Raw genomic sequence first — 16,129 nt, 5'->3', positions numbered from 1 at the left:
TTTATTTTTTATTAAAAATATCAAAAATAGATCAAACCCCCTTTTTTCAAATCATATATGGTTCCATAATTCTCTTTAAGTATTTTTGGGGACTTATCACTAATGAAAATGACAGATGCATAATTCATTGAATGAACACAAGCAATAGATCTAAATCCGAATGTTTTTAATTTTTGTTTATTATTATGAATGCACTTTTCTGTAAATTTTAAAGCAAGAGTATCTAGATAGATAAGAAGATCAAGGTTTTCTTTAATATCACTTGGATATAAATTGGTAACCTTATCAGATATATAATCGTTGATTACATCAATTCCCGGTCTTTGAACCTTATCGAATACTAATAATTCCGGTGTGGTTTTAGTTTCACCTTTGTAATATTTAATAAAAGCTTTTGTTGATCCTTGTACACTATTGTTTTCTGAGGTACTTATGGTTTCGGAGTCATAAAGAATTTGTTTAATTTGAAAATTATAGTTTTCTTGGCAATGTGTAAGTAAAACGTCAATTTTTGAATGGTCATTTTGGCTTATACTCTTTATAGTTATATTTTCATCTGTAGATTTGTAATTAAAGGCCGAAAGAAAAATTAGTACCATTTCTATTTCATTCATTGCTTTAATAAAATTCCTCATTTAATCGCTCCATTTTCTCTTTAATAAATGTTTCTCTTAAAAGGATTTATTACAAGACAAATACATTATTGATAAAAATAGCCAGTGTAGGTCGAGCGCTTGCTACCATACTACTTTGCTTTTTCAAATTCCTTGGCCATTTCAAGTAAACTGTGGAAGCATTGTTTTAATTTTTCAGAATCTGAATTTGCAAATACGTACTTATAGCATTTTATGAACATTGATTTATTAAATGATTCTATAAGTTTTTTGAGATCAACAGAGTTATTGTTAACTACTGGTGGATTATTAATATTAAAAACTATGCCTTCCTTGAACTGATCATTATTTACCAACATTAGAGATAATGTATTTGAAATTGGGATATGGACACATACATCTTTTATTCCCAAACCTATTTTGTAAAATCCATCATTAATCTTGGGATGATAAATATGCATAAAGTTGTCAGAAACTATAAAGGGATTATTGGAATCACTTTCTATAAGAGCCCATTTCATGTGTAATAAATGTGAAGCAATTATTGAGCCTAAATCAAGCATGATTTTCAAAAGATAATCATTATTTATCTTATATGTGTATTCATCCGTGAGCATTGATTGTCGTACTTCTTCAATTTCATCTTCGTTAAGATTTGGATCGAATCTTTTATAGGACTCATAAAAATGCTCTTTATTTGAAGCAAGAGTATGAGCATGAAACCTTAAGTACCTAGACTGTTCTATATTTAAGTGATTTATATATGAAGGAGTTCTGACCATTTGCAAGCCCCAAAAAAGCGAGAGCTTTTCTTTTTCTTCAGCATTGGGAAATTTTTTATTTAATAATTTTGTTAATGCATTAGATGCCGGTGTTTCTACTTTATCTGAAAAGTAATCTTCTACAGCAGTTATATTCTCATTATGTTGAAGATGATAGAGCTTGTTTATAACAGCTGTATCACCCGGTCTGTTTGCAAAAGGATCTGATGGACTGTCCTTAGGATAAGTCCATACACGACCATCGTTATCGCAAAAACCCTCTAAAAATTTCCGGGTTATATAATGATTTCTTTTTTTAGTGTTAGCCATTGTTGTCGCATATAGTCATTTAGGATTAACTATTCCATCGCCATAAGTAAGACGGTCTGATAGAAATTATCTGTCTCTGGGCTTTAGTGAGATGTGTTCTTCACTAGCTTTGGTTCTAACGGCTGATTCACTCCGTTCTAAATCTTTTGCTATATCTGGAGTATCTATAGTTCGGACTAATTGCTTTAATCTCCTCAATTCCGAAGGTGTCCATTTTTTCCCACTAATATTCGGTTTCCTTGGCATATATATTCTCCATGACACAGATCCAGATTAAATATAGCACAATTTTTGATGTGTAATTTGTGAAGATTGAATAGAGTTTGTTACAGACATCTAAAAAATACGTGGAACAAATGGGACAAGTGGAACAACTGCATGATTACTGGGATAACGGCGTTCCACAATCAAAAACGAGAGTGGAACGGGTGGGACAATTAGAATTCATCTGACCAGACTTTCTCGGTAAAAACATAACATCTTGGAATGCCAACCCCTTTAATTCGTCGCTTTTGTGAAGCTTTTCCATCATTACCCGGAACTATCCAGCCGGCATTAATAAGCACTTTATTCACCATTTTATGCTCAAACCCTAGGCAAATCTCCTTCCTGTAAACCTCGGATAAAACCATAAAAATCCGAAAACCTTCGCTATCAGTTCGAAAAAAGCCAGCTCTGTTATAAAGGCGTTCACTATTGGGATGATTTTCGCTTTCAAACCGACTTGCCCCTTCTTTTTCAAAGAATGCACGAACTTGCGACAGAATGGCTCGATCCTCTCGGTTACCATGCTCTCCAAAATCTTCTAGCCAAGCGTTAAAACACTTTTCCGCTGCTTGGCATGCAGTGCCTCGTTTCCAACCGGTTAATTCAAAATGACTCACTATTTCCCCAGCCATGGCAACTAAAGCAAAACGTCTGGCTACTCGTTGAATTTGACCTGAATGTTCGGGTTTAGTGACCTTCGCTACAAATTTTTGGATTTTATTGGCGAGTACGGGTATTAATTCATTGCGATGACTTACAATTTTATCTAGCCATGCAATTCCAACTGCACCATGATATTTACTGGACATCTCTTTTAACGCAAGTGACATAGAGGCTGGGTTTATATGATCATGTAACTGTTCAAATAATCCCATCTGCGCACCAGCATCTGCTTCAATATCTGCCAAACGAATTTCTTGACCTGCATTGCATCGCTGCCCAGCTTTGGCCATTAACGAAGTTAACGACTCTTCTCCAGCCGATAAAAAGAGTAATGACCATCGCATGGATTGTCTTGCTGTACCACAACGAGAGGCACGTGTTTTACCTTGACCATTGGCAAGCAGGTAAGCACACTCACCGGCTTCTTTAGGATCCATCTGGCTCAGTTCGTCTAAGATTAATAATCCATCATTATGGAGAGCAGCTAATCCTTCTAATCCGTTTGCTGTACTTCGCCACAGACGAATATAATTGTTCGGATTACCCCAAACAGAAGCTGCAACTTTTAAAGCTGTTGTTTTTCCAGAAGAAGACGCACCTCTAAAATGAAACCCTCCCGAATCTTCCCCAATAAGCATGGCAAGGCTCGGGGCAAAGGCAGCAGATATTGCAAAGACCAATCTGGAATTACCATCTGCCAAGCGAGCAACAGAATTCTTCCATTCCTCAACAGTACCAGCAACAGATAAAGCAGGTTCAAGGCTATTCGCATTTTGAAAAACGATCTTGTCACTGGATTGCCCAATAGTTTCATTCGCGGTAACAAAAACGTCTTCATACCACCCCAGTTTATCGACACAACGAGCACGCTCCTCAACAGGAAAGACTTGTATATAAGACGCTAACAAATCCCTAGCAGTTTTACTGGGCGAAATAGTCAATCCCAATCGTGCAAGCTCTCGCCTTACATCGCTAGAATCGCCTTGTAATAAAGCCAAAGGCATTGCCCATTGATGTTTCACTCCATCATCATCGACCCATTCGAGCAGTCGGCCCCATTCACCACTTTGCGCGTCCCGAGTTTTAGCGACCACATACAAAGAAGAGCATATCCATCGAGGAGGTAGCTCGTTATTGTCTTTATCCTTTCCAACAAAAATTACCCCATCAGAGGTTAATTGAAACAAGCCACCTGCATAGGGAAATGATTTAATGCGTTTAGACTGTTTAAAATCTACATGATATATTTGGTTCGAATTCATTTTCTTTTTCTCCAACAATGTTCGCTGGAAGGTGTTCCACCACCTTCCAATCAATTACAAGACTTAATCACAGAATTGCTAAACAGCATCTTGAAGGACGTTATAAGTGCATTGTTGTTGAAGATAATTGAGAATATCTGATTTGCGATATCGAACCGTACGACCAATTTTAATATAAGGTACACCTTGACCAGCCCATCGGTTTCGCTCAAGTAATTGAACTGAGCAATCTAAAACTGCGGCAAGTGTATTTTGATTAAAGAGAGTAGAGTCTGGTGCTGATTCAAATTCGTTGATGAATTGTAAGCGGGATACATTTTTTCTATACATAGTAATACCTCGTCATTAAAAGAATTTTCAATCGGCAATAAAATGCCGCCAAAGAGGCTTTTTCCATAAATCCAATTTGAAAATTCCAGTAACACTGGTACTTTCTATCCAAAAATCCATATAGCTTTATAGCCATTTTCATAAAGCTATTTAAAACAACGAATAGATTATTACGTGGTTTAAAAATTAAAGTCAACAATTGAAAACAAATTCAAAGAAATTGTTACTTAAATAACCCTACTGTCCCACTTGTACCCCATGTTCCCTAAACTTTTATTCAATCAGATAGAGCTACATACAGAAATATCATATCAGATAAAGTGTCGTATTTTTGTTTTGAAAAGTGTCGTATTTTTGCTATACTTGTGTTGTAAGAAACTATCGGAAATATAGTCATGTCACGCGTATCACTTAGAAGTAGAATTGAGAAAAAGATAGGCCGATCTAAACGGCAGGTTTTTTTACGCTCTGATTTTGAACAATTAAGTGATTATGATCAAGTTGGCAGGGCATTAAAAGAATTATCCAGAGAAGGAAAGTTGCTCAAAATAGGTTATGGTTTGTATGCAAAAGCCAGAATAAATAGAATTACCGGCAAACCCATGCTTGCTGCTGAGGGCGGTTTTACAGCTATCTCTAAAGAAGCATTAACAAGACTTGGTGTAAAATGGCAATATTCCGATGCAACGAAATCTTATTTGACGAACTCTACACAAATACCCGCAAATGCTGAGGTTGTTGTAAAAAGCAGGTTTAACCGTAAAATTGGCACAGATAAATTTACCCTAAAGGTTGTTTGCTCTTAATGGAAGAAATAGACCCTACGATTTTTGCAGATGTTGCAGATGCCCTTGGTATAGAAGAACCAGTTCTCGTAGAAAAAGACTACTATGCTATTCAATTACTAAAGTTGCTTTATTCAATCAATGACCCTGAATATTCAATTGTTTTTGCAGGAGGGACTTGCTTATCCAAGGCTCACATAGACACATTTCGTATGTCTGAAGATGTGGATATCAAGTTAATACCATCCTCGGATGTTCAAAACGAAACGAGAAGTCAGCAACGGAAATTACGTAGTTATTTTCATCAAAAACTTTATGCATTGTTAGATGCACAGACAATACTTGAGTTGAGTGAAGACAGAAAGCGTGATGAGGGCAAATATTTACAATGTTATATAAAATATCCTCGTTTTCACCCTACCATAAGTGCTATTCGTCCTGAGATCCAATTAGAAATAACAGAGTCATCCCTCCTTGATTCAATTATTACAGTCCCCATTTCTTCTATGTATTCAAAAACGCTTAAATTACCCCCAGAAATTCCTCAATGTCATTGCGCAACAATTGAAGTTACTGCCAGCGAAAAACTGGTGGCTTTACTCAGAAGAACCGCGGATTATGAAAGAAGTCCTTCAAGAAAGGAAGATGAAACATTGGTTCGACATATTTACGATCTCCATCTCATAAATCAATCTAATGCAGATAAGGACAAAATAAGTAAATTAGTCAAGGAAGTCATTGAAATAGATATTAAAGAGTTCGGTAACCAGCACCCTCAATTTAGAGATGATCCTTATAAAGAGCTCTTATATGGTTTTGAACGAATTCAAGAACAGCAGAAGTTCAAAGTGAGATATCAAAATTTTATTGGTCCTTTAGTATACAATAAAAATCCTGCTAGCTGGGAAGAATCGATGAAATCACTCAATGAGATCGTTATGAGTTTAATAAAAGTATAGATATGCGCTTAATAATGTCCCACTAGTCCCATTGCAAATTTTGAACGTGGAACGCTGATAGCTCAATTAAATCAAGTTGTCCCCTTAGTTCCACTTGTACCACTCAAAATCATTAATATGTTGTTCAAATGTGTTTTGTCATTTGTTTGAAGGGGCAATTTCTCTTCTCAGCAATTTGGAACGCACTGCGTGCCAAATTTAATAATCCGGTTGTCTCCGATAAATCTCCAATACTAGATGAAGTATCCGGAAGTTCCGGAATGTTCATTTTAGTTTAATTAAAAATGCAAATTGATGCAGTTCAGAATTTAACTTTTTATAAATTGCTATTTAGTGGTCAAGGATTACTTGACTACTGAACTCTCCCGTACGACCCAATAGAGATTTTGAATTGAACTCCATATTCGATTTTCAATTTTTCCCGAGAAAAGAATTTTCTAAGGGCGCAATATACATTGCTTTGCAATGTTTGGAATTTTGGCAAAAATCTCTAATGGAATTTGATCGTCAGATACGTTAATTATTAGCAGCAAACTATACTTATAAAGTAACCATTTTAAATGGAGTTGGTAAATGGTATGTATAATAAAGTGCAAAACTGCGGATGGGTTTTTGAATGAATTAAGTCTCGCAAATAAAAGATGGTATGAAGATAAGGATATAAATTGCAATTGGATTTTTCGCGGACACAATGATTCTACTTACGATTTAATACCATCTCTTTATAGAGATACAAAATATCTGGATAAATTTGATGAAATAATAGGTGATTTTATACCAGGTGTTCCCACTCCAGGTTTGAGAGCGGCGATTTCTAATATTATTGCTAGTACTTCACTACAAGATGAATTTAAAGAACGATTAGAAAATATAATAAAAAGTGTTTTTATTGAAATCAGGTTAATTGAGGAATTCTTAGTTAGAGCTAATAATATCGGTTTACTAATACCTACCTTAAATCTATTCCCCAAACAATCTAATGAAATTAGCTCAGTAAATTATTTTTATTATAATTTATCTAGGTATATAAATAATTTTATTTACATAGATAAAAAGCAAACAGTATTAAGAGAAAATTTTCATCCTAAAGGCAATAATGCTTTTCCTTATGTTCCATTATTTGAATTTTTTTTTCCCCAAGCTACGGCATTAGCTCAACATCATGGTATACCAACTCGATATTTAGATTGGACTACTGATCCTTTAATCGCTGCTTTCTTCGCAGTAAAAAGTAATGATAGCTCTAAAAAGCAACATGATATTTGTGTATGGGCATTAAATACCAAATATTTAAGACATTCTACTTTAAAAGGAGAGGTTAAGTTACATAAAAGGTTACAAAGGGCTGGGTTAGAATTTTTACATAAGCAAAGAGGGCTTTTTTACCGAAATGGTCGGTTCAGAAAGTTATTATTTTCATAATGCTGAATGGCCTAATTTAGAGGAATATCTACAAGCTTCAAATTATTATAAAGAGGGTTTAATTAAAATTGAGTTGCCCAGTGATAAAGCAAAATCTGTTGCCAGTATACTTTCTAATATGAGCATTAATGAATATTCATTAATGCCAACTTATGACAACGTAGCTCAATCAATTTTATCTTCAAACTAGATAGCTATAAATTGTTTCTTAATTTAGCAGTCATTGTTGACCAAATTGGATATTTTGAGTTCCAAGAAATCAACTGATTGGACTCTCATACACTTTAAAAAATATTCTGTAATTAATTGCATTGGTTTTCTTAATCGTTCTACATCAGTAATGATATAACCAGCAGTTACATCATTAGTCATTTTATGATTCATTAATCGTTTAAGCGCATAAGCTGAAATATCCAAGCTTTCAGCAATAGTAATAAAGGTCCGTCTTAAATCATGTACAGTAAAATGAATACCTGATGCTTTAGTCACCTTGGCCATTTGCTTACGTGGTTCAATAATATGACCAGCAGCACCAGTTCCAGGAAATACATAACCATTAATTTTCTTCTCATATCGAGCATTCAACAATTCATATAGAAAATCAGAAAGGGGCAGGGTATGGGATTCATTGTTTTTCGTTTTAACTACTGTAAATGTTTTTGCTGTTAAATCGATACTCTCCCATTTTAAAGTGGCAGCTTCCTCTCTTCTTAAGCCAGTTAGTAAAACGAATAATAAATAATCTCGTAAGGTTTCATTTTCTATTTTCATAAGTCCTTTATACCAAGCCTCTAACTCATAGGGTTTAATATAGGATTGCCGACGTTCTACACGATACCATGCGCGAGTTTGTGAAAGACGTCTTACAGGGTTCTCCATGATTAATGATTTGCCTTGAGCATCTTCATATTGCCCAGAAGCAAAGTTAAATAGGGCGCGTAGTACTCTCATAGCAAGATTTGCATAAGCTTCGCCATGTTCATTACCTAGTTTTTCATGTTGTTTACTGATGCGATCTTTGGTAATGGAGAGAATTGGTTTGTTTTTCCAAGTAGGAAACGCTTTATTGATTACTTGCTCGTAGTTGCTAATGGTTTTCGGTTTTAATGTTTTTCTGGTTTGTAGGTATTCTTGAAATACTTCATTAAGAGAGATTTCTCGCATGGACTGTGCCCTTTTTTCAGCCACCGGATCTTTACCCATAGCAATTTGCCCAAGTAGTTCAGTGGCTTTCTTTCTCGCCATATCGGGACTTATTTCGGGGTAACGACCAATCGTTATTCGATTAAGTTTTCTATTAATGAGTTTTTCGACAAAGAACGCTTTAGTGCCTCCAGAGGTGACACGAACTCCAAAACCTTTGAGGTTATCATCGTAATATTTCTTTTGTGCACTTTGCCCCGCTTTAATGGCTTTTGGGATATCTAAGTTTTCAATATTTGTTTTGTTGATTCGCATCCTGTTCTCTCAATTTTTATTTTGCGTGTCGAAACGTGTCGAATATGTGTCGAAGAATGAGGTCAAATTCATTAAAAGAACTTATAACTTAATATGCTATTAACGTCAAGTAATTAAAGGGAAATTAAAAGAAAATCATAACGTGTCGAAATGGCTAAAAACCCTAATTTTCTAATTCGTAATCAAAAGGTCGTGTGTTCGATTCACATCAGCGGCATTGTAAAATCAATAGGTTACATTAAGATATGTTCTGTCAAAACTCTCTGGAATACACTTTTTAAAGTTTTACTTTCAAAGTAAAACGTGACTCAGTTGTAAACAAACCCTACATATTTGACATTAAATTGTTCGATATTTATACTGGTTCGAGTAATTTGCAAAAGAGAGTTCCATGCCAATAACGATTCCCCATTCCTTTTTCAAAGCCTTTTTTAGATTGCTAAAATCGTCTAGTAAACAAGTATTCTTTTTTGGAATTGCGGCAACGTTAGCTTCAAATGCTCTTTTTGCAGACACAAATTATCCGCATGAACGATTAGAACTTGAGAATTTTTACAAAGCAACTAACGGGTCAAATTGGATTAGACAAGACAATTGGCTTTCTGATTCTATTTCATACTGTGAATGGCACGGGGTAGTATGTGATACAAATGGGCATGTAACGGAACTGCAACTTTATGATAATGGGCTGGAAGGATCGTTGCCGGATACACTATGTAATTTAACTGAGCTGAAAACACTTTACCTAAGCTTTAATCGCATAGGAGGGCGTATTCCTGCGACGATTGGTCAATGCAAAAAGCTTGAAAATATTTGGCTTAAATCCAATCAGATAGACGGAGAGATTCCTGATAGTATTGGTGATGTTGGAAATTTGAAATGGCTTGATTTACATGTTAATAAATTATCAGGAGTTATTCCGCCCTCCATCGGGAATTTACAACGACTTGAAATATTACGACTTGATGATAATGAACTGAATGGAGTTCTACCTGACTCTCTTTACATGCTTAAAAATTTAAAAGAAATTTATTTATTTAACAACCACATTTCAGGTTCCATAAGCCCTAAAATAGAACAATTAATGCAATTGGAACATATTTATCTTGGACACAATCAATTCAGTGGGATTCTTCCGGATACAATCACAAAACTTCACTTTCTTAAAACATTGCGCGTTGAACACAATGCCTTGGAAGGTATAATTCCTGTTGACATTGGCAACATCGCTAACCTGCAAGTATTACGCCTTGATCATAATCAATTTACAGGCAAGGTTCCTGACAGCCTATTAAATCGAGAGCATGAACTTCAAGTTGTTGATTATTCAAATAATAATTTTGAGTGATTTTTTCTGGGTACTATCTAAATAATAGCCCCTAAATTTAAATGATTCTATGAAATAATGAATCTATAATCGCCCCCCTTCTAAAAATTATTTTGAATAGGGAGATGTTATGAAAGAGTATTTTTCTAATAGAATCGATACTGAAGAAGACAAGGATGAGTACATGCCTTGGTAGTTAAAGGAACCTAGAGGGTCAGGCCTTGAGTTTTGATTATTTTTCCTTGCAATGTTTTAGTTGATTTATCCTGATAGTCAATAGATTCAGTAACTTTTAATTGATAATGCACAATTCAAGGCCTGACCCTCTTAATCCGTTATGAAAATTAATAAAAAAATTGGTCCGCATGAATTTACTTAGCACAATGTGCTCCTTTTAAATTATAGGAACTTATTTTATGAAGTTTAGCCCTAGTTCAAACCCAAAGCATTTAGCAGCTATTACCAAACCTACATTAAGAGGGTTGGTTCTTAAATCAGATGATGAATTAATAGAAAGCCTAAGGTCTCTACCAGATGAAATAAATTTTGATGTGCCAGATGGAGACTTCAACACAATTCTCTATCTTGCAGCTGCAAATAACTATGTTAAAACAGTAAGTTATTTGTTATCTGAAAGAAAAGTTAATCCTAATGTTAAAGTATCTGAAGATTTAACTGCTGCGCATATTGCCGCAGCTATTGGAAATATTGGCGTATTAGAGAAATTAGCTAGTTGTGAAGGCATCAAATTTGTTGAAAAAGACATATATGGAGAAACTCCTCTATTTCGTGCAATAGGTAATGCTCCAGATGAAAAACTTTTAGAAATTGTGCATTTAATTGTTAACGCAGATATTGCTTCAATTTCAGTTCCTAATGAGGATGATACATTTCCAATTGAACTAGCGCTTCAAAGACAACATTCATCTGTTATTCAATTACTAATAGAAAAGGGTGCTGATGTGAGCAAACGTTGTAGTATAGTCGCAGCAGAGATGATGATGTCACGCAGTATCCCTAGTAGTCAATTTAATGGAACTCATGTGTTTTTTACTGGTTCATCGAAAAATGATAATTTACGTCAATGCGCTAAGTTAATTATCGAAGCTTATAATAAACAGCATCTAGCTGATGATCTTAAAGAGATAACGTCGAGTAGCAGTTTCGGTAATTCTTAATTACTTTTTAATTTAATTAAATCTTGAACATAGCATATTGAGAATTTAATTAGGATTGGTTGTAATTATGCAGCTTTTTGATGCATTAAAAAATGATTAATAAAACCATACTTTATTAATCATTAATATGCTATATTTTGATTAATAAAAAGCGAGGTTATTAATCATGAAATGGAATTGGCAGCTTGAGAATTGGCCTAATTTTACTTGGGACTCCGATAAATTAGTTGTGTATGAACAGTCGTTTACTGAGAGTGCTGGCGTTATTATTGGTTCCTCACAACATATTTCTCAAGAAGGTAAGCAAAATTTATTTATCGATTTGATGTGTACTGATGCTTTGGATAGCTCTGAAATTGAAGGGGAGCATTTAAATAGAGATAGCGTTCAATCTTCTATAAAAAAAGAGTTAGGGTTGTCTATAGAAGCTCCTAGAGCGAGCATGGCAGAGCGTGGGATTGCTAAAATGATGGTTAATTTATATCAAACGATTCCTAGCCCGCTAACACATCGGGTTTTATTTGAATGGCATCAATTTTTAATGGGTAATAGCCAACATTTAGAAAATATTGGTCAATATCGTAAGCATGAAGAAGCGATGCAAATTGTTTCTGGACCTGATTATGATCGAACAATCCATTTTGAAGCGCCTCCCTCATCATCTGTTCCGGCTGAAATGGAGCAATTTATTGATTGGTTTGAACGGAGTTCTCTCACTGGTCCAGCCCCTTTACCTACATTAACCCGAGCAGGAATAGCCCATTTATGGTTTGAGAGTATCCATCCTTTTGAAGATGGAAATGGACGGATAGGGCGGGCTATAGCAGAAAAAGCTTTATCTCAAGGATTTTCAAAACCAGTAATGACGGTATTGGCAAAAATATTATTAAAAAAGAGGAAGGAATATTATCAACAATTAGGTTTAGCAAGTAAAACCTTAGACCTGACATCTTGGTTAATCTGGTTTGCTAACATTGCTTTAGAAGCGCAACAAAGCACTTATTTGTATATTGATTTTATTATTAAGAAATCTGTAATTTTAAGGGAAGCGGAAGGGAAAATTAATCCAAGGCAAGAAAAAGCTTTATTAAGATTATTTCATGCTGGACCTGATGGATTTGTAGGTGGTTTAAGTGCTAAAAATTATATGAGTATAACAGGCGCACCCATAGCGACAACAACCAGAGATCTGAATGACTTGGTTAAAAAAAATATTCTCAAACGAACCGGCGAACTCAAAGCGACTCGTTATTTTTTAAATCTTGATAAGGTTTAAATGGAGTTTGTTGAATTGGGTACGCAGTGAATGCCCAATCTAAGTGCCTCGCAGGGAGTTCCAAAATGGAACTTACTGAAGCTTATAATTTGCCAGACATTGTAAAAATTATATTTGTTCTTTATTTATAGTTTGTATCGCAATTACTTCAGCAGAATTAATCACTCCCATACACTTCAAAACATAATCAGTAATAAGCTGTAGCATAAAGGGTCAGGCCTTGAGTTTTGATTATTTTTCCTTGCCATGTTTTCGTTGATTTATCCTGATAGTCCAATAGATTCAGCGACGTTTAATTGATAATTCACAATTCAAGGCCTGACCCTCTTTTATATGGGGCAAGAACAAGCAAGAACATTATTGGCAATAGAATTTGAAATATGCCTATAATGGTTGAACGGACTAAGTAATTTTTTATCACAGGGAAGGCTTCAAATGAGAAAAATATTTCAATGGGTAGTTGAATTTCTTGATGCTATTGTTGGTGTTACGGAAGATAAACCTAATGATCGCTCTATGAGTATTCATGAGGCTCGGGAAAAATATGAGGCCGGTTTGATTAGTATGAGTGAGTTCAATGAAGTATTTGAACGCAAGGAAGTGTTTTAAAAACATCATAATGCCTCCCTCGGAGGCGATTTTTAATCCTGTTTTGGCAACGCGCATTCCGGATTGAGCCATGCTTTCGCTATGTCGTTCAGAGCCACTAATTAAATCCACTAACCCCGCTCCCGCCTCTCCACCAAAGTGGCTAGATAGTTTGAGCAAAAATACAGGTGCAACAAAACATCACTGCCATAAAAACCTAGAGGGTCAGGCCTTGAGTTTTGATTATTTTCCCTTGCCATGTTTTAGTTGATTTATCCTGATGGTCAATAGATTTGTCAACTTTTAATTGATAATGCACAATTCAAGGCCTGACCCCATTAATCCAACCAGAGATCTAAATCACTTGGTTAAAAAAATATTCTCGGGGTCAATCAGGGTTCTATAAGGGCTCAATCTTATGAGTTGTATGCCTATAATATAATAAGAATGTTTGGATTGAGGTCGTTATGAGGGCCAGAATTCTATTTGAATCGAAAAGACTAGATGAAATAGAGGCTTTTTCACCGGATGCGAGGCACGTTAGTGCATATGCTGTTTTGTTAAGAGATTTAGTTCAACAACTCGAAAACTATTTTGTTAAAGATGAAAAAACTTTAAAGACATATACCCTGCAATTTTTTGAGCCTCAGTCAAAAATATTTAATATTGATAAAAAGTCATTAAGTCTCATCCTTGAACATCTGGCGGGAGTGATGGATCAACAAATAGTATCGTTTATTGAATATGACTTAAAACAATATCGTGAACAGGAATACGGAATCCCTGTAGATGCTGATTATAGAACTATAAACAAACGAATGAGAGAAATCGCATTAAATCGTCGGATGGAAAAAAAGCCAATGACTGAACGCGAGGAAGATGTATATTTTGATTCTTTTTTAAAAGAAGAACTTAAAAAATATTATGCTCAGCGCCATGATTTTGCTGAATACTTTACTCAGTATCTTCAAATGGAACAATCACTTCGTCAAATTCAACAAGATGCAATACGAAATATCGAGAAAATGCTTCAACGGATTGAACATGATTTCCCAGTGCTGGAAAAAGGATTTTTAAGTCATATGAACGAGCCAAAACTAGTTGGTATTACGCCAAGCGGTAGCGATATGCATAAGCAAGGCCAACAAGTTTATTTTTTGACGTTTAGAGATAAGGACGAAAAAGAACTTAAAATTGTTTATAAACCAACTTCTGTCCAAGCAGATGCGATGCTGGTCGGTAATCTAAACAAGTTAAAAGCCTTAGATGCAAGCTATGAAGGACATGAGAGTTTGGCCGAAATATTTAATAGGCGAGCCCTGGAACCTATTCCCACTTATTTAATACTGCCTAGAATTGACGATTCGGCCTCTGAATCTGTCACACAGCACTATGGTTACATTGAATTTTTACCTTCACAATCGCACCTGGACTATGATATGGCCACAAAAGTCGGGCGGAGTAAGTTTAGCGAGGCATTATCTTTAGCTGCTCTGGATGAGAGTTCTTCTTGTATTTTGAGAACAGAAAAAGAAGCACAACAATTTTCATACATCATGGGAATGACTACTCTATTAATTCAATCAGTTTCTGGCTCTGATTTTCATCATGAAAATTTGATTATTTCTCGAAAAAAACCCACCATTATTGATGCAGAATGTATTTTCAATCCGCTTATAACCCCAACATTTTCGGGATGTTCTTTTCTTTTTCAGCCACTACAAGGACCATTAACAGGAGCAATCTCACCATTTTCAATGAATTGTGAGACCTATTATTATCATAGTGATATCAATAATAAAATTGAAGGAGCACGAGAGTTTACGGCAAAAAATCGTGCATATTATTATGATGCCGATACACAACAATTAACTTCCTATGTCGTTGATCAAGAGTCTTTTATGGCTGGTTATCGTCACGGTTTAAATGTTATTACGGAAGATAAAGATTTTTTAAAATGGTTTGATCAAGAAAAAGTAAGGGAAATGTGTATTCGTATGCTTCCTTTTGCCACGCAAGATTTTGGAAGACAAAATATTCAATATTGCAGCCAAAACTTTTCTTATGACATATTCAAAGAATATGCTGACAAGAAGTTAAAAGAAGGTTTACAGACATATCAAGATGATTTAAGTCAGTATGATAAGATTCAATCTCAAAAAGAAGATAAATGGGATAAGGAAGAAAAATGTGACGATAAGATATCAAGATATTTGCCAGTAATGCCTTTACCTAAGGCTGTTATTTATTCTGACGAGAATAATCATGACCAAGAGTTATTAAAAGAAGCGGCATCTGCTTCAATTCCTTATTATTGTATGCGAGCGGATGATCGGCACCTTTATGACTTTAAGGGAAAACCAATTTTTATTCCATTAAATTTCTTTATGGCTAGAGAAGAAGTGTTTAATCAGGAATATGGTGACGGCATCGGAATAGATGCACATGTTTTTTTTATCAAATCACCATTAGATTTTGCCCGAGAGAGAGCTGTCGCCATAGTCCATAATCAAGAACTAAGAGACTTAATGTGTGAAGATGCCCAAAATAATCTGGTCTTATTGCATGCTGGTTTAGAATATCATATTCAATTAGAAGCAGAATATGTTGTTTCGATGACAGTACAACCCCAAGTCATTGCGAATAACCCTTTTGCTTGAGGGTAATAAATCCTACTGTGAATTTTTAGCAGCACATCCTTATTTGAATCGCTCATAATAAAAGAATATATGGATCGACTTCAAACGATTATGCTATGGCAAGCGATAAATCAAGGCGTTAATCTCTTGGCCAGTCGATTGTAACAAATCATCATCATTGGTGCTCGCTTGGGTCATCTGACTCGCCAATGTCCAAGTGCTTGTTTGAGAGAGTCTCGTTTATTTGTGCCATTTATAATAAAGCCCCCC

At 35.2% G+C, this 16,129-nt stretch carries 15 protein-coding genes; 9 read left to right on the top strand and 6 right to left on the bottom strand.

Annotation, left to right across the window (positions count from 1 at the left end; translation table 11 throughout):
* Nucleotides 1-20 precede the first annotated feature (20 nt).
* The 5 genes from ACF8MK_RS16605 to ACF8MK_RS16585 form a co-directional block, all read right to left on the bottom strand.
* Nucleotides 21-635 (bottom strand): hypothetical protein, encoded by a 615-nt coding sequence (locus ACF8MK_RS16605; protein WP_392537594.1) that lies wholly within the window; start codon nucleotides 633-635, stop codon nucleotides 21-23.
* Nucleotides 636-745: 110 nt separating this feature from the next.
* Complete coding sequence (locus ACF8MK_RS16600) at nucleotides 746-1,705, bottom strand: DUF4238 domain-containing protein (protein ID WP_392537593.1); 960 nt, start codon at nucleotides 1,703-1,705, stop codon at nucleotides 746-748.
* Nucleotides 1,706-1,771: 66 nt separating this feature from the next.
* Complete coding sequence (locus tag ACF8MK_RS16595; protein WP_392537592.1) at nucleotides 1,772-1,951, bottom strand: hypothetical protein; 180 nt, start codon at nucleotides 1,949-1,951, stop codon at nucleotides 1,772-1,774.
* Between the two features lie 191 nt (nucleotides 1,952-2,142).
* Nucleotides 2,143-3,897, bottom strand: coding sequence for a DUF927 domain-containing protein (locus ACF8MK_RS16590; protein WP_392537591.1), 1,755 nt, complete (start codon nucleotides 3,895-3,897; stop codon nucleotides 2,143-2,145).
* A 78-nt stretch (nucleotides 3,898-3,975) separates the two neighbouring features.
* The gene (locus tag ACF8MK_RS16585) at nucleotides 3,976-4,227 is read right to left on the bottom strand and encodes a helix-turn-helix transcriptional regulator (RefSeq protein WP_392537590.1); all 252 of its coding nucleotides are present in this window, start codon (nucleotides 4,225-4,227) and stop codon (nucleotides 3,976-3,978) included.
* A gap of 395 nt (nucleotides 4,228-4,622) precedes the next feature.
* Between ACF8MK_RS16585 and ACF8MK_RS16580 the strand changes: the two genes are divergently transcribed.
* The 4 genes from ACF8MK_RS16580 (at nucleotide 4,623) to ACF8MK_RS16565 (ending at nucleotide 7,583) form a co-directional block, all read left to right on the top strand.
* Nucleotides 4,623-5,033: a DUF6088 family protein gene (locus ACF8MK_RS16580; RefSeq protein ID WP_392537589.1), complete on the top strand. Its 411-nt coding sequence runs from the start codon at nucleotides 4,623-4,625 to the stop codon at nucleotides 5,031-5,033.
* Nucleotides 5,033-5,971, top strand: a complete 939-nt coding sequence (locus ACF8MK_RS16575) for a nucleotidyl transferase AbiEii/AbiGii toxin family protein (protein ID WP_392537588.1) — start codon at nucleotides 5,033-5,035, stop codon at nucleotides 5,969-5,971. The genes ACF8MK_RS16580 and ACF8MK_RS16575 overlap by 1 nt, the downstream gene beginning before the upstream one ends.
* Nucleotides 5,972-6,583: 612 nt before the next feature.
* Nucleotides 6,584-7,393 carry an FRG domain-containing protein gene (locus tag ACF8MK_RS16570; RefSeq protein WP_392537587.1) on the top strand — a complete coding sequence of 270 codons (810 nt, stop codon included), beginning with the start codon at nucleotides 6,584-6,586 and terminating at the stop codon, nucleotides 7,391-7,393.
* Nucleotides 7,362-7,583 (top strand): hypothetical protein, encoded by a 222-nt coding sequence (locus tag ACF8MK_RS16565; RefSeq protein WP_392537586.1) that lies wholly within the window; start codon nucleotides 7,362-7,364, stop codon nucleotides 7,581-7,583. The genes ACF8MK_RS16570 and ACF8MK_RS16565 overlap by 32 nt, the downstream gene beginning before the upstream one ends.
* Nucleotides 7,584-7,606: 23 nt before the next feature.
* On the opposite strand, the gene ACF8MK_RS16560 is transcribed toward ACF8MK_RS16565, so the two are convergent.
* A complete protein-coding gene (locus tag ACF8MK_RS16560) occupies nucleotides 7,607-8,851 on the bottom strand; it encodes a tyrosine-type recombinase/integrase (protein ID WP_392537585.1) in 1,245 nt (414 codons plus the stop codon).
* A 391-nt stretch (nucleotides 8,852-9,242) separates the two neighbouring features.
* Between ACF8MK_RS16560 and ACF8MK_RS16555 the strand changes: the two genes are divergently transcribed.
* The 5 genes from ACF8MK_RS16555 to ACF8MK_RS16535 all read left to right on the top strand — a co-directional run bounded on the left by ACF8MK_RS16555 (nucleotide 9,243) and on the right by ACF8MK_RS16535 (nucleotide 15,880).
* A complete protein-coding gene (locus ACF8MK_RS16555) occupies nucleotides 9,243-10,199 on the top strand; it encodes a leucine-rich repeat domain-containing protein (protein WP_392537584.1) in 957 nt (318 codons plus the stop codon).
* A gap of 395 nt (nucleotides 10,200-10,594) precedes the next feature.
* Complete coding sequence (locus ACF8MK_RS16550; protein ID WP_392537583.1) at nucleotides 10,595-11,356, top strand: ankyrin repeat domain-containing protein; 762 nt, start codon at nucleotides 10,595-10,597, stop codon at nucleotides 11,354-11,356.
* A gap of 166 nt (nucleotides 11,357-11,522) precedes the next feature.
* Nucleotides 11,523-12,632: a Fic family protein gene (locus ACF8MK_RS16545; protein ID WP_392537582.1), complete on the top strand. Its 1,110-nt coding sequence runs from the start codon at nucleotides 11,523-11,525 to the stop codon at nucleotides 12,630-12,632.
* Nucleotides 12,633-13,067: 435 nt separating this feature from the next.
* Nucleotides 13,068-13,241, top strand: a complete 174-nt coding sequence (locus tag ACF8MK_RS16540) for a hypothetical protein (RefSeq protein WP_265705153.1) — start codon at nucleotides 13,068-13,070, stop codon at nucleotides 13,239-13,241.
* 536 nt (nucleotides 13,242-13,777) lie between these two features.
* Nucleotides 13,778-15,880, top strand: a complete 2,103-nt coding sequence (locus ACF8MK_RS16535; RefSeq protein ID WP_392537581.1) for a DUF4135 domain-containing protein — start codon at nucleotides 13,778-13,780, stop codon at nucleotides 15,878-15,880.
* Nucleotides 15,881-16,129 lie beyond the last annotated feature (249 nt).

Origin of the sequence: Legionella sp. 227 (assembly GCF_043161935.1) — a bacterium.
In the GTDB taxonomy this organism is placed as follows: Bacteria; Pseudomonadota; Gammaproteobacteria; order Legionellales; family Legionellaceae; genus Legionella; species Legionella sheltonii.
Note: the sequence above shows the minus strand (reverse complement) of the source record. Positions and strands in the feature narration are given on the sequence as shown.

Excerpts from the sequence above, each read along its gene's own strand:
- ACF8MK_RS16595 (WP_392537592.1), bottom strand. The coding sequence starts at position 1,951 with ATGCCAAGGAAACCGAATATTAGTGGGAAAAAATGGACACCTTCGGAA.
- ACF8MK_RS16540 (WP_265705153.1), top strand. The coding sequence starts at position 13,068 with ATGAGAAAAATATTTCAATGGGTAGTTGAATTTCTTGATGCTATTGTT.
- ACF8MK_RS16545 (WP_392537582.1), top strand. The coding sequence starts at position 11,523 with ATGAAATGGAATTGGCAGCTTGAGAATTGGCCTAATTTTACTTGGGAC.
- ACF8MK_RS16580 (WP_392537589.1), top strand. The coding sequence starts at position 4,623 with ATGTCACGCGTATCACTTAGAAGTAGAATTGAGAAAAAGATAGGCCGA.
- ACF8MK_RS16575 (WP_392537588.1), top strand. The coding sequence starts at position 5,033 with ATGGAAGAAATAGACCCTACGATTTTTGCAGATGTTGCAGATGCCCTT.
- ACF8MK_RS16560 (WP_392537585.1), bottom strand. The coding sequence starts at position 8,851 with ATGCGAATCAACAAAACAAATATTGAAAACTTAGATATCCCAAAAGCC.
- ACF8MK_RS16590 (WP_392537591.1), bottom strand. The coding sequence starts at position 3,897 with ATGAATTCGAACCAAATATATCATGTAGATTTTAAACAGTCTAAACGC.
- ACF8MK_RS16585 (WP_392537590.1), bottom strand. The coding sequence starts at position 4,227 with ATGTATAGAAAAAATGTATCCCGCTTACAATTCATCAACGAATTTGAA.
- ACF8MK_RS16600 (WP_392537593.1), bottom strand. The coding sequence starts at position 1,705 with ATGGCTAACACTAAAAAAAGAAATCATTATATAACCCGGAAATTTTTA.
- ACF8MK_RS16605 (WP_392537594.1), bottom strand. The coding sequence starts at position 635 with ATGAGGAATTTTATTAAAGCAATGAATGAAATAGAAATGGTACTAATT.
- ACF8MK_RS16555 (WP_392537584.1), top strand. The coding sequence starts at position 9,243 with ATGCCAATAACGATTCCCCATTCCTTTTTCAAAGCCTTTTTTAGATTG.
- ACF8MK_RS16565 (WP_392537586.1), top strand. The coding sequence starts at position 7,362 with ATGGTCGGTTCAGAAAGTTATTATTTTCATAATGCTGAATGGCCTAAT.
- ACF8MK_RS16550 (WP_392537583.1), top strand. The coding sequence starts at position 10,595 with ATGAAGTTTAGCCCTAGTTCAAACCCAAAGCATTTAGCAGCTATTACC.